The sequence below is a fragment of the Kribbella sp. NPDC043289 genome (genome assembly GCF_056436705.1).
Genome location: NZ_JBWKCB010000001.1, coordinates 524,916 through 537,670, shown reverse-complemented (window position 1 = coordinate 537,670; position 12,755 = coordinate 524,916). Strand labels below are relative to the sequence as shown.

Annotated in this window: 13 protein-coding genes; 4 read left to right on the top strand and 9 right to left on the bottom strand. The window is 69.0% G+C overall.

The window, feature by feature from the left end:
- Positions 1–38: 38 nt before the first annotated feature.
- The 9 genes from AC0662_RS02500 to AC0662_RS02460 all read right to left on the bottom strand — a co-directional run bounded on the left by AC0662_RS02500 (position 39) and on the right by AC0662_RS02460 (position 8,328).
- Entirely contained in the window at positions 39–578 is a 540-nt protein-coding gene (locus tag AC0662_RS02500) for an adenine phosphoribosyltransferase (RefSeq protein WP_452196066.1), read from the bottom strand.
- Positions 578–1,759: a protein translocase subunit SecF gene (gene secF, locus AC0662_RS02495; RefSeq protein ID WP_452196065.1), complete on the bottom strand. Its 1,182-nt coding sequence runs from the start codon at positions 1,757–1,759 to the stop codon at positions 578–580. Before secF ends, AC0662_RS02500 begins: the two co-directional genes overlap by 1 nt.
- On the bottom strand, positions 1,759–3,513 hold the full coding sequence (gene secD, locus AC0662_RS02490; RefSeq protein WP_452196064.1) for a protein translocase subunit SecD: 1,755 nt from the start codon (positions 3,511–3,513) through the stop codon (positions 1,759–1,761). The genes secF and secD overlap by 1 nt, the downstream gene beginning before the upstream one ends.
- Before the next feature lie 95 nt (positions 3,514–3,608).
- Positions 3,609–4,070, bottom strand: coding sequence for a preprotein translocase subunit YajC (gene yajC, locus AC0662_RS02485; protein ID WP_452196063.1), 462 nt, complete (start codon positions 4,068–4,070; stop codon positions 3,609–3,611).
- 238 nt (positions 4,071–4,308) lie between these two features.
- Positions 4,309–5,361 (bottom strand): Holliday junction branch migration DNA helicase RuvB, encoded by a 1,053-nt coding sequence (gene ruvB, locus AC0662_RS02480; protein ID WP_452196062.1) that lies wholly within the window; start codon positions 5,359–5,361, stop codon positions 4,309–4,311.
- Positions 5,362–5,364: 3 nt separating this feature from the next.
- Positions 5,365–5,967 (bottom strand): Holliday junction branch migration protein RuvA, encoded by a 603-nt coding sequence (gene ruvA / locus AC0662_RS02475; RefSeq protein WP_452196061.1) that lies wholly within the window; start codon positions 5,965–5,967, stop codon positions 5,365–5,367.
- A gap of 41 nt (positions 5,968–6,008) precedes the next feature.
- On the bottom strand, positions 6,009–6,605 hold the full coding sequence (gene ruvC, locus AC0662_RS02470) for a crossover junction endodeoxyribonuclease RuvC (RefSeq protein ID WP_452196060.1): 597 nt from the start codon (positions 6,603–6,605) through the stop codon (positions 6,009–6,011).
- 73 nt (positions 6,606–6,678) lie between these two features.
- Entirely contained in the window at positions 6,679–7,839 is a 1,161-nt protein-coding gene (locus AC0662_RS02465) for a GNAT family N-acetyltransferase (protein WP_452196059.1), read from the bottom strand.
- 27 nt (positions 7,840–7,866) lie between these two features.
- On the bottom strand, positions 7,867–8,328 hold the full coding sequence (locus tag AC0662_RS02460) for a hotdog fold domain-containing protein (RefSeq protein ID WP_452196058.1): 462 nt from the start codon (positions 8,326–8,328) through the stop codon (positions 7,867–7,869).
- A gap of 97 nt (positions 8,329–8,425) precedes the next feature.
- On the opposite strand from AC0662_RS02460, the gene AC0662_RS02455 reads away from it, so the two are divergent.
- The 4 genes from AC0662_RS02455 to AC0662_RS02440 all read left to right on the top strand — a co-directional run bounded on the left by AC0662_RS02455 (position 8,426) and on the right by AC0662_RS02440 (position 12,750).
- Positions 8,426–9,364 carry a cyclase family protein gene (locus AC0662_RS02455; RefSeq protein ID WP_478298005.1) on the top strand — a complete coding sequence of 313 codons (939 nt, stop codon included), beginning with the start codon at positions 8,426–8,428 and terminating at the stop codon, positions 9,362–9,364.
- A gap of 64 nt (positions 9,365–9,428) precedes the next feature.
- The gene (locus AC0662_RS02450; protein WP_452196056.1) at positions 9,429–10,475 is read left to right on the top strand and encodes a LacI family DNA-binding transcriptional regulator; all 1,047 of its coding nucleotides are present in this window, start codon (positions 9,429–9,431) and stop codon (positions 10,473–10,475) included.
- On the top strand, positions 10,475–11,110 hold the full coding sequence (locus tag AC0662_RS02445; RefSeq protein WP_478298003.1) for a DUF1961 family protein: 636 nt from the start codon (positions 10,475–10,477) through the stop codon (positions 11,108–11,110). Before AC0662_RS02450 ends, AC0662_RS02445 begins: the two co-directional genes overlap by 1 nt.
- Before the next feature lie 1,019 nt (positions 11,111–12,129).
- Positions 12,130–12,750 carry a YesL family protein gene (locus AC0662_RS02440; protein WP_478298001.1) on the top strand — a complete coding sequence of 207 codons (621 nt, stop codon included), beginning with the start codon at positions 12,130–12,132 and terminating at the stop codon, positions 12,748–12,750.
- Positions 12,751–12,755: the final 5 nt, after the last annotated feature.

Sequence of the window (12,755 nt, the reverse complement as noted above, 5' to 3'; positions counted from 1 at the left end):
AATTCGCCGTACAGGCCGTGGACAGACTCAGAGTGTGATCAGACAGTCAGCAGCGAGGTGACGTCCTCGCCCTCGAGGCGCTTGCGCCCCGGGAGGAACGACAGCTCGAGCAACACCGTCGTACCCGCGACCTCGGCCCCGCAGCGGCGGATCAGCCGCAGGCAGGCCTCGACCGTCCCGCCGGTCGCGAGAACGTCGTCGATGACCAGCACCCGGTCACCCGGCGCGAACGCGTCCTGGTGCACCTCGATGGTCGCCTCGCCGTACTCCAGCGCGTACGACTCCTCGTACGTCGCCGCCGGCAGCTTGCCCTTCTTGCGCACCGGCACGAACCCGGCACCCAGTGCGAGCGCGACCGGGGCGGCGAGGATGAACCCGCGCGCCTCGATCCCGACCACCTTGTCGACCACCGGCCTACCGTCGTCGTCGGTCCCGGACGCGGCCAGCGCCTCCACAACCTGGGCGAAGCCGGTGTGGTCCGCCAGCAGCGGGGTGATGTCCTTGAACACCACCCCGTCCTGCGGGTAGTCCCGGATGTCGCGGATGCCGTCGGCGAGAACCTGCTCCAGCGACCGCATCACTTACCGCGCTTCGACCGCGGCTTGCGCGTCGGCTGCGGACGCCCGGCCGCGGTCGCCTTCATCGGCCGAGACGACGGCGTCGGCGCCGAACCACCGGTCGCCCGATCGGCCTTCCGCGGCCGGTCCTGGACGGCGGAATGCGAGGCAGCGACTGCTCCAGTGGTGGCCGGCACCGGAGCGGCTGTCGCCGCAGCCGCCTGGGCCTTCTTCGCCGCAACTCGCTTGCTCAGCGCCTGCATCCCCGGCTCCCGCTCCTTGAAGGTCGCGAGCAGCGCCGGCGCGATGAAGATCGACGAGTACGCACCGACCGCGATACCGACGAACAGGGCCAGCGAGAGGTCCTTCAGCGGGCCGGTCCCGAGCACCGCGGTGCCGACGACGAGGATCGCGCCGACCGGGAGCAGTGCGGTGACCGTGGTGTTGATCGACCGGACGACGGTCTGGTTGACGGCCAGGTTGGTCGCGTCCGAGTAGCTGTACCGGTTGGACCCAGTGATACCCCGGGTGTTCTCCCGGACCTTGTCGAACACCACGACCGTGTCGTACAGCGAGTAACCGAGGATCGTCAGTACGCCGATCACCGTCGCCGGCGTGACGTCGAACCCGATGATCGCGTACACACCGACGGTGATCGTGACGTCGTGGATCAGGGCGATGATGGCGGCCAAGGAGGCCTTGGCTTCTCGGAAGTAGAGCCAGATCACCGCGAACACGAGGACCAGGAAGACGATCAACGCCACGATCGCCTTGTCGGCGATCTGCCGCCCCCAGGAGGCGCCGATCTGCTGCGAGGTCACCTGGGCGGCCGGAATCCCGGCCTCCTTGGCGATCGCGTCCCGGACCCGGCCGATGTCGTTCTGGTCGAGCGGCTTGGTCTGGACCCGGACCTTGTCGTTGTTGATCGTGGTGACGACCGGGTCGCCGAGGCCCTTGGCGTTGGTCGCCTTCACGGCGTCGCCGAAGTTCTGCACCGTACTGTCGGTGACCTGGACCTTCGCCTCGTACTCGACGCCGCCCTTGAACTCGATACCGAGCGCGAGGCCGCGGGCGAACAGGCCGATCAGCGAGACGACGACCAGGGCGAGCGAGAGGCTGAACCAGAACTTCTTGTGGCCGATGAAGTCGTACGAGACCTCACCGCGGTGCAGCTTGGCACCGATCTGTCCGAGCTTCGACATCAGACCTGCCCTCCCAGCGGCTTGCGCGTCGACGGCGTCTTCCGCGGCCGGGCCGACGGCTTCGTCTGTCCTGGCAACCGTTCGACCCCGAGATGCTCCGGATCGAGACCGGACAGCTTGTGGCCGTGACCGAAGAAGTCGGTCCGGGCCAGCAGCGTGACCAGCGGCTTGGTGAACAGGAAGACCACCACCAGGTCGATCAGCGTGGTCAGGCCGAGCGTGAACGCGAAGCCACGGACGCTGCCGATCGCCAGCACGTACAGGACGATCGCGGCGAGCAGCGAGATCGAGTCGGCCGCAATGATCGTGTGCTTGGCGCGGGCCCAGCCGGTCTCGACCGAGGACCGCAGACTGCGGCCCTCTCGGACTTCGTCACGTAGTCGTTCGAAGTAGATGATGAACGAGTCCGCCGTGATACCGACCGCGACGATCAGACCCGCGATACCGGCCAGTGTCAGCGTGAAGCCGATCGCCTTGCCGAGCAAGATGACCAGCGCTCCGGTGAGCACACCGGCTGCGAGCAGCGACAGTACGACGACGATGCCGAGACCGCGGTAGTACAGGAAGCAGAAGACGACGACCAGCGCCAGACCGGCGATACCGGCCCAGATCCCGGCGGAGAGCTGGTCGCCACCGAGCTGCGGCGACACCGTCTCGACCGAGGAGATGTCGAACTTGACCGGCAGCGCGCCGTACTTCAGGACGTTCGCGAGGTCACGGGCCTCGGCCTCGGTGAAGGTACCGGTGATCTGCGCCTGACCGCCCGGGATCGGGCTGTCCACGCTCGGGGTCGAGATGGTCTCGCCGTCGAGCACGATCGCGAACAGGTTGTTGCCCTGGCCGCGCTGCGCGATCGCCGTGGTGGCCTTGAGGAACTTGTCGCCGCCCTCACCGGTGAACTTCAAGTTGACCTGCCACTGCAGGCCGTTCTGCGGGATACCGGCCGAGGCGTCCGACAGGTCGGTGCCCTTCAGGATCGCCGGGCCGAGCAGGTACTTGTACTGGCCGTTGCGGTCGCAGGAGAAGATCGGCTTGCTCGGGTCGTCGACCTGCTTGTCACCGCACTTGTACGCCGCGAACGCCTGCTGGGTGGCCGCGTCCGGGGTGTACTTCAGCGGGTCACCGTTGGTGGCCGGCGTCGACGGCGTCGCCGCCGGGGTGCTCGGCTTCGCGGTCGGCGTGGTGCTCGGCTTCGGCGTCGGGGTCGGCGTCGCGTCCTTGCCGAGCGCGCTGGTCCAGGCCCGGCCCTTCGGCGTGGTCGACGTCGTCGGCGGCTTGACGGTGGCGCTCGCCTTCGGCGTCGTGCTCGGCTTCGGCGTCGTACTGGGCTTCGGCGTCGACGACGGGGCCGGCGTCGGCGTCGCGGCCGGCGCCACGGCCTGGGCGTCGTACACGACCCGGAAGTACAGCAGCGCGGTCTGACCGACCTGCTGCACCAAGGATTCCTTCGTGGCACCGGGGACAGCCACGTTGATGTGGTTCGCCCCGGAGGTGGTGATGTCGGACTCGGCGACACCGGCACCATTGACCCGCTGGCCGATGATGTTCTTCGCCTCGTTCAACTGGTCGGCGGTCACCTTGCCGCTGCCGTCGATGGTGCTGGCGGTCAGCGTGATGGTGGTGCCACCGCGCAGGTCCAGCCCGAGCTTGGGCTTCCAGGTCTTGGTCAGCGCCATGATCCCGAACAGCAGGACCACGACCACCGCCAAGGCGATCAGGCTCCGCCCGGGGCGGGATGTCGAAGTCGTTGCCACGTCAGATTCAACCTTCGTACTTCTGGGCGCGCCGTACCGTCACTGGATCATCACAGGGACGCCGAACGCCGCGCCGCAGGCCGTTGGGACGGAAATCAGTTCTCGGTGTGCGTCGGCGGCAGCTTCGGCGCGTCCTGCACCTTGCCGTCGGCCTTGTTGTCCTCGGCCTTGCCCGCGTCCGGTACGTCGACCTTCGCGGTCTCGTCGGCCACCTCGGCGCCGGCCGCGTCGACCGGTTCCGTCGCGGTCTCGGTCTCGTCGGCGTCGTCCGGGATCACCCGGCCGACCGCGGCCTTCACGACCTGGACCAGCACGCCCTCGGAGATCTCCAGCGTCACATACTCGTCGTCGGTCTCCTCGACGATGCCGACCAGGCCGCTGGTCGTGACGACCTTCGTGCCAGGCGCGAGCGACGCGACGGTGTCAGCCTGGCGCTGACGCTGCTTCTTCTGCGTGCGGCTCATGAACCAGATCATTCCGACGATCAGGATCAGCGGCAGCAGCAGCGTGATGCCACCGCCCCCGGAGGAGGCCATCGGTACGGCGAGGAGTTGCATCGGGTCTCAGAATCCTTCGTCGGTCGGTTGTAATGCCTGCGCTGCGCGAGTGCGCGAATGCAGCGGAATGACCTGGAGGTCAGGCCACCGGGGAGTCTAACCCTGAGCGGCAACAAGTGCCTCATGACACCGGGTCACGTTTGCGTCACTCACTACTGAGTGTCTACGTTCCGGCGCCCGCGGTCGTTCCCGGGTGACCGTTCTTCAGTTGGAGACGAGCTCCTCAGGCCTTCGTCGGTCAGTCGTCGTCTGCGTCGAAGAGCGTGTCCGCGAACGTCGCGCCCTTCGGGACTTTCAGCCCGATGTGCCGCCAGGCCGCGGGCGTGGCGACGCGACCACGCGGCGTACGGGCAAGATAGCCCGACCGGACCAGGAACGGTTCGGCCACTTCTTCCACAGTCTCACGTTCTTCGCCCACCGCAACCGCGAGCGTGGAAAGACCGACCGGTCCGCCCCCGAACCGGCGGCACAAGGCGTCCAGAACCGACCGGTCCAGCCGGTCCAGGCCCATCTTGTCGACCTCGTACAGATCCAGGGCCGCCTTCGACAGCGCGAGCGTGATGATGCCGTCCGCGCGGACCTCGGCGTAGTCGCGGACCCGGCGGAGCAGCCGGTTCGCGATCCGCGGTGTACCGCGGGACCGGGACGCGATCTCGGTGGCGCCCTCGGGCGTGATGTCGACCTCGAGCAGCGCGGCCGAACGGTTGACGATCTTCTCCAGCTCGGACGCCTCGTAGAACTCCAGGTGACCGGTGAACCCGAAGCGGTCGCGCAGCGGCCCCGGCAGCAGACCGGCGCGGGTGGTCGCCCCGACCAGCGTGAACGGCGGGATCTCCAGCGGGATCGCGGTCGCCCCCGGTCCCTTGCCGACGATCACGTCGACGCGGAAGTCCTCCATCGCCATGTAGAGCAGCTCTTCGGCGGGCCGCGACATCCGGTGAATCTCGTCCAGGAACAGGACTTCGCCCTCGTTCAGCCCGGACAGGATCGCGGCCAGGTCGCCGGCGTGCTGGATCGCCGGACCGCTGGTCACCCGCAGCGGCGCGGACATCTCGCTGGCGATGATCATCGCCAGCGTGGTCTTCCCGAGCCCAGGCGGGCCGGACAGCAGCACGTGGTCCGGCGCCCGGTTACGCCCGCGGGCGGCGTGCAGCACCAACTCGAGCTGCTCGCTGACCCGCCGCTGGCCGCCGAACTCGGCCAGCGTGCGCGGCCGGAGCGCGGACTCGATCTTGCGTTCCTCGAGATCCACCGCGTCCGCGGAGACCAAGGGGCGCACGTTGTCGTCCATCGGCTAGGCCTTCGAGAGCACGCGCAACGCGGCACGCAGCAGGTCGGGAACGGACGGGTTCGGGCTGTCGGCGGCGAGTGGCGACACCGCGGTGACGGCGTCCTCGGCGTCCCGTGCCGACCAGCCCAGGCCGACCAGACCGGCCTGCACCTGGTCGCGCCACGCCTCGTGCGCCTGCAGCGGACGCCCGGTCACCGTCTTCGACGGCGCCCCGATCTTGTCCTTCAGCTCCAGCACGATCCGCTGCGCGCCCTTCTTGCCGATCCCCGGAACCTTCACCAGTACGGCGAGATCCTCGGTCGCGACGGCCTGGCGCAACTGGTCCGGGCTGAGCACCGCAAGCGCTGCCTGGGCGAGCTTCGGCCCGACACCGGACGCGGTCTGCAGCAGCTCGAACGTGGTCTTCGCGTCGTCGTCCGCGAACCCGTACAGCGTCAGCGAGTCCTCACGAACCACCATCGACGTCGAGATCCGCGCCTCTTGCCCCGGGCGCAACCCGGCGAGCGTGCCCGGGTCGCAGTACACGAGCAGGCCCACTCCCCCGACCTCGACGACGGCACTGTCCACTCCGATGGCCGCCACCGGGCCCCGCACAAAGGCGATCATCGCCAACCTCCAAGCCTGCTCACGTCGCGCTCACTGCTTGCTCACCGCTTGCCCTGCTGAGCGGCCACCGCGGCCCGCAGCCGCGCCATCTGCAGCCGCGACTGCGCCTGCGCTGCCGCCTCGAGGTTGGACCGGCTCGTCGCCGCCTCCTGCAGCTTGCTCGCGACGCCACCACGCCAGACGTGGCAGATCGCCAGCGCCAGCGCGTCGGCGGCGTCGGCGGGCGTCGGACGCTCGCTCAGCCTGAGGATCCGAGTGACCATCGTGGTCACCTGTTCCTTGTCCGCCCGGCCGGATCCGGTGACCGCGGCCTTCACCTCGCTCGGCGTGTGCAGGGCGACGGGCAGCCCGCGCCGCGCGGCGACCACCATCGCCACCCCGGACGCCTGCGCCGTGCCCATCACCGTCCGCACGTTCTGCTGGGCGAACACCCGCTCGACCGCGACCGCGTCCGGCTGGTGCCGCTCGAGCCACTCGTCGAGCTCCGCCTCGATCCGGACCAGTCGCTTGGACACGTCCAGATCGGCCGGCGTCCGGATCACCCCGACGGCGACCAGCGCCGGCGGCTTCCCCGGTGTCCCCTCGACGACGCCGAGGCCGCACCGGGTCAGTCCCGGGTCGACGCCGAGCACCCGCATGGACCACCTCCGAACGTTTGTTCGACAACCCTAGTCGGAGGGCCGGGACAGTCCGAAATCGACGCGCCGACACTCAGAAGTAGTCGAGCATGTACGGCGTCGCGCCGCCGAAGACCGCGTCCAGCGCCGAGTCAGCGGCTGCCGCTCCCCCGGTCGCCAGGCCGGCGCCGCGGAGGGTTGCCACCGGCATACCGGCGTACAGGGCGGCCAGACCGCGTGGGCCGAGGCGCAGGGCGTCGCTCGACGACTCAATCGGGGTAAGTCGGCCGGTTCCGGCGGCGACCGACAGGTGCCAGTCGCCGGTGTTCACGGGCAGCTCGGGGTCGTCGATCCGCAGATCCGCCTCGAGTACGACGCCCTCAGGGAACCCACGTCCCGCGATGGCAGTCGGCGCGTCGATGAGCCGCAGCATCCAGCGGTTGATCCTGGCGTCGCCCTCCGCCTCGTGCTCGGCGAGGAGGTGGATCGGGTCGAACGGCGGGCAGTACGCGTGCACCGTGCGCGCGATCGAGGCACCCGAGCCGACGGTCGCCCAGAGGGCCCGAGCGGTCTCTTCGGAGCCGGCGACGAGCTCGTCGACGGCCAGATTGCCGTCGGACCAGTTGTAGACGACGAAGCCGTCGTCGGCGACGTACGCGAAGTTGTCCTCGTCCTCGAGCCAGGACTCGATCTCACTGGTCGGCCAGATCAGCGGACCGTTCGACCGGCGGGTCTCGTGCGACTTCCCGGCCAGCTCCAGGAACAGCTCGGCGTCAGCACGGTTCGCCTTGCGGACCGCCGTACCTTTGCCGCCCAAGGTCCGCAGATCGGCGGACTGGAAGGAGAACTTGTAGCGGCTGCCCGCGAACTCGTAGCCGAGGTGCCGGTAGAGAACAGTCGTCGCCGGATACAGCGCCGTCAGCGGGTACCCCTTCTCGACACACCGCTGCAGAACGCCTCGCATCAGCAGGCTGCCGACACCCTGACCGCGGTACTCCGGTGCGACCACGACGCCCGCCACTCCGCCCATCGGCACCCGCCGCCCGCCCCACCACTGCTCGAACGGCCAGATCCGCGCCGCAGCGACCAACTCGTCCCCGTCGACGACACCGAGGTAGCGACCGTCCGCGATGAACTGGAGCGCCGTCTTGCGCCACTCGTCGCGATCGCCACCCGGCCCGAACGACCGGATCCGAACCTCCCACACCGAGTCCAACTGCGCCTCGACGACGTCAACCACCCGCAGATCAGTCACGCGGCGACCCTACGTCGTACGGCGGTGTTATTGCTTGTCAGTTACCCAGAGATGGATGGTGCCGTCGACGACCACCGTGCCGTCGTCGCGGGTCGCCTTCACCCGCACCGGTACGTCGGGTCCCGCGGTCCAGGTGTCCGGGTCGGTCTCCGCCGAGCACGTCAGGTCCGACGTCGACTTGGCGAGGTACGCGACCTCCATACCCTTGGGCAGCCACCGCTTGCCGGCCGGGACCGTCGCCTCGGCCAACGCCCCCATCGCGGCCTCCAACCCGTTGCACACGGCAATCGCATGCACGGTCCCGATGTGGTTCAGCACGGCGCGCCGCTTCGGCAGGGTCAGCGCCGCGTAGTTCGGACTCACCTGCACGAACCGCGGCCGCACCGACCGGAAGTACGGCGCCTTCCAGGCGAACCCCCAGGAGAACACCCGCTCCCCACCCGGCACCCCACGCAACCGCTCCCACAGCCCCAGCACCTGACTCGCCATACCCGAATGTTACCCATGAGTCACATCACCGGGAAGAGCCCGTCGGCCCGATAGCCTGCCTGCCTCGAACCGCGTGACCGAAGGAGTCGATGCAGGCATGATCCCCACACAGGACGACGTGCTCGGGTACTTCGACACACTGTCGAACTGGGGACGGTGGGGCGACGACGACGAGCGCGGCACGCTGAACCACATCACCGACGACGTCCGGCGGGCCGCGGCGCGGGCGGTGCGCCACGGCCGGAGCGTGTCGTGCGCGTGGGAGGTCGCTGCACCGGAAGAGATGGAGCGGGCGACGAACGTCTGCCCGTGTGCCGCTGACATGCCGGGCGCGGAGCACATGCCGGCGGCGTTCCAGGCTGACCGGCGCTGGGGTTTCTCGAACGAGCGACTCGGCCTGCTCTTCCACGGCAATACGATCACCCACGTCGACTCGCCGTGCCACATCTTCTGGGACGGGAAGACGTACAACGGGCGGTCGCACTCGACCGTCGACGCCACCACGGGGTCGGCGTGGGCGGCCGTCACGGCGGCCGCGAACGGGATCGTCACCCGTGGCGTCCTGCTCGACGTCGCAGCGGTCCGCGGCGTGCCGTGGCTGGAACCCGGGCAAGGCGTGTTTCCCGAGGACCTCGAGGAGGCTGAGCGGCGCCAGGGTGTGCAGGTGCGATCGGGCGACGCGGTGCTGCTGCGGACCGGGTACGGCCGCGCCCGCCACGAGTCTGGTCCGGCCGGCGGCATCACGCAGGCCGGCTGGCACGCGTCCTGCCTGCCGTGGCTGCAGGAGCGGGAGGTCGCGCTAATCGGAGCCGACACGCCCCAGGACGTTCAGCCGTCCGGGTACGACGACGTACTGATGCCGGTGCACGCGGTGAGCCTCGTCGCGATGGGTCTGTGGCTGCTCGACAACTGCGACCTGGAGGCGTGCGCGACGACGGCCGCCGAGCTCGGCCAGTGGGACTTCCAGCTCGCCGTCGCGCCGGTCCGCTTCGCGGGGACGTCCGGCAGTCCCGTCAACCCGATCGCCACCTTCTGACTCGGCTGCGGTTCTTGTGGCGGGGTGGATTTAGACGATTCAACTCGGGCTCGTTAGACTGCGGATGACCGACACTGCTGCTGGACGGGGGACGATGGCGACGCCCAGCATCAAGGAGGTTGCGCAGCGGGCCGGAGTCTCGGTCGGGACGGTCAGCAACTTCCTCAACCGCCCTGGGATCGTCGCGCCGGCGACCCGCAAGCGCGTCCAGGACAGCATCACCGCGCTCGGCTTCGTGCGGAACGAGGCCGCGCGCCACCTCCGCGCCGGCCGCAGCCGCACCGTCGGCCTCGTCGTACTCGACGTCGCCAACCCGTTCTTCACCGCACTCGCCGAAGGCGCCGAAACGCTCGCCTCCGAGTACGACACGGTCGTGATGCTCTGCAACAGCAAGACCGACCCGGTCCGCGAAGGTCACCACCTCGACCAACTCGAGCAACAACGCGTGCTCGGCGTCCTCATCACCCCCTTCGACAGCAGCGATCCACGCCTGTCCGCCCTGGTCGACCGCGGTACGCCGGTAGTCCTCGTCGACCGTACGGCGGACCGCGGGTTGTGCTCGGTCTCGGTCGACGACCAACTCGGCGGACGCCTCGCGGGTACGCACCTGATCGAGTCCGGCCATCGCCGGATCGCCTTCGTCGGCGGGCCGTTCACGATGCAGCAGGTGAAGGACCGCCAGGCCGGCATCACCGCGGTCGCGGCCGAAGCGAGTGACGTCGACCTCCAGCAGTACGAGGTCGACGTGATGGGCGTCGTCGAGGGTCGCGCGATCGGCGAACGCATCGCCGCGCTCCCGGTCCGCTCCCGCCCCACCGCGGCGTTCCTCGCGAACGACCTGCTCGCGCTGGGATTCCTGCAGGCGATGGCGGTCGCCGGACTCCGCGTCCCCCGCGACATGGCGATCGTCGGGTACGACGACATCGACTTCGCGCGCGCCGCCGCCGTACCCCTGTCGTCGGTCCGGCAGCCGGCCGAGCTGCTCGGGCGGTCGGCGATGGAGTTACTGCAGGAGGAGGTCGAGTCCGCGGACCAGCACCGGCATCGTCAGGTGATCTTCCAGCCCGACCTGATCGTCCGCGAATCCAGCGACTTCACCCGCCGCCGCTGATGCCGACGCTCTACGAGAACCTGCTCGCGACCCCGGCTGATCTCGACGGGTTCCGGATCGAGGGCGACGCCGCAACCTCTTTCCCGCAAGGGCGTCTGCGCCTCGAAAGCCGCCGGCCGGCCGAGGACGGGCAGGACGCGAACATCGTCGCGTGGTGCCCGGAGGACTTCCCGCCCGACATCACCGTCGAGTGGGACTTCTGGCCGATCCGCGAACCCGGTCTCTGCATCCTGTTCTTCCACGCCCGCGGCCGCCGCGGCGAGGACCTCTTCGACCTTCAGCCGCGCACGGGTCCGTACGAGCAGTACCACCACGGCGACCTCGACACGTACCACGTCTCCTACTTCCGCCGCCGCTGGCCGGCCGAACGCGCCTTCCACACCTGCAACCTCCGCAAAAGCTACGGCTTCCACTTAGTTGCCCAAGGCGCCGACCCCATCCCCGACGTAGCCGACGCCGAGGCCCTGTACCACCTGCGCCTTTCCGTCGAGCACGGCGAAATCACCTTCGCCATCAACGACTTGGTCACCTTCACCTGGCAAGACCCCAACCCCCTCCCCGGCGGCAAACTCGGCCTCCGCCAAATGAGCCCCCTAATCGCCGACTACGCCAACCTCCGCATCACCACCCCGTAGCCGCGCCCCACGAGGCACCCACCAAGGCCCGACGTACCCCACACGGGGTCTCCGGCACGAGACGCCGGCGCCACCCGACGTACCCAACACAAGTCACCCCGCACGACGCAACGCGCACGCGGCACGCGGACTCCCGCCCGCCCACGAGGTCATGTGTCACCAACCGCCAACCGTCGCGGGCTGCCACAAGCAGCGGTGACTGGAGACATGCAATTGCTTGTCACCAGTCCCCACACCGTGACCCCAGGCCCGCTCCGCCACCTCCCCCACCCACCGAACCGCCACCCCAGCCCACGTACGAGCGGATAACCCCGCAGGTAAGGGCTTCTCCCCCTCCGCACCACCAGAGAACCCCTCGTCCGAGCGGATAACCCCTCGAACCGCGAGCGCAGGTACGCCGCACTCGGGGCCGCACCACCGGATACCGCCGTGTACCTCGAGCGACACCGCCCGCCCGCGCGACGCGCTCCGGAAGCCGCACCGCAGGTACGGCGTAACGCGGGACCGGCGCAAGGGAACTCGGGGTTAGGCGGAATTGGCAGGCGAACTCCCGCCTCCCCACCCGGTCACGCTTCAGCAAGCAGCCAGCCGTCGCGGGCTGCCACAAGTACTGGTGACTGGAGACCTGAAATTGCTTGTCACCAGTCCCCACACCGTAAGCCCAGGCCCGCTCCGCCGCCTCGCCCGCCCACCGAACCGCCACCCCACGCCGCACATGAGCCGATAACCCCGCGGGTAGGGGGTTCTCCCCTTCCACACCATCAGAGAACCCCTCATTCGAGTGGATAACCCCTCAAGCGCGTGCGCAGGTACGCCGCTCTCGCACTCACCGCCTGCTCTTGCCGCCCCGGTCCCGCCGCGGCTCTCGTCGGGGCGTGCTCTCGGTCGTTTGTGCTGGGTGAACGTCGGCGTACGGATCTCCATGACCGGTCTCTGACAAACGCTTTCCGAGGTGTTGACATTGAGACGATTCAACCTTACGGTCACATCACTTTTCGGCCGAAAGGAGGCGGGTGGTGATGGGTGGCGACGGGTGGGCGATCAAGCTGTACGGCGCGGCCGACGAGGTCGTTTGGGTGATCAAGCTGAATGCGCTCTGGGTGCTGTTCACGCTGCTCGGTGGTGTTGCGCTGGGTATCGGGCCGGCCACGTTGGCGGCCTATTCGCTGGCCAGACGCAGGTCATTCGGTGAATCGTTTCATGCACTCCCCGCCTTCCGTACCGCGTTCCGCCGTGAGTTCCGCCGCGGCACGCTCGTGGTGCTGCCGGTGGCCGTGGTCGCCGTCGTCCTCGTCGGCAACTACCTGTACTTCGCGGCGCTCGGTGCCGCACTCCCCCGGCTGGCCAGTCTCGGAGCACTCGTGGTGCTCGGGCTGATCGCCGGGTACGCGTTCCCGATGGCCGTGCACTACGACCTCGGCGTCCGCGCGTTGTTGCCCAAGGCATCGTTGGTCGCGCTCGCGCGGCCGGCGTCGTCCCTGGTCCTGCTGTTCGTCGCGCTGTCCATCGCTTACGGGTCGGTCAAGTTCCCGGTGCTCGGGATCGTCCTGGCCGGCGGCGCGTGGATCCAGCTCGACACCTGGCTCTGCCAGCGCTTCTTCGCCGAGAACGAAGCGCGTCTGCACCCCAGCGGTAACTGAAAGGG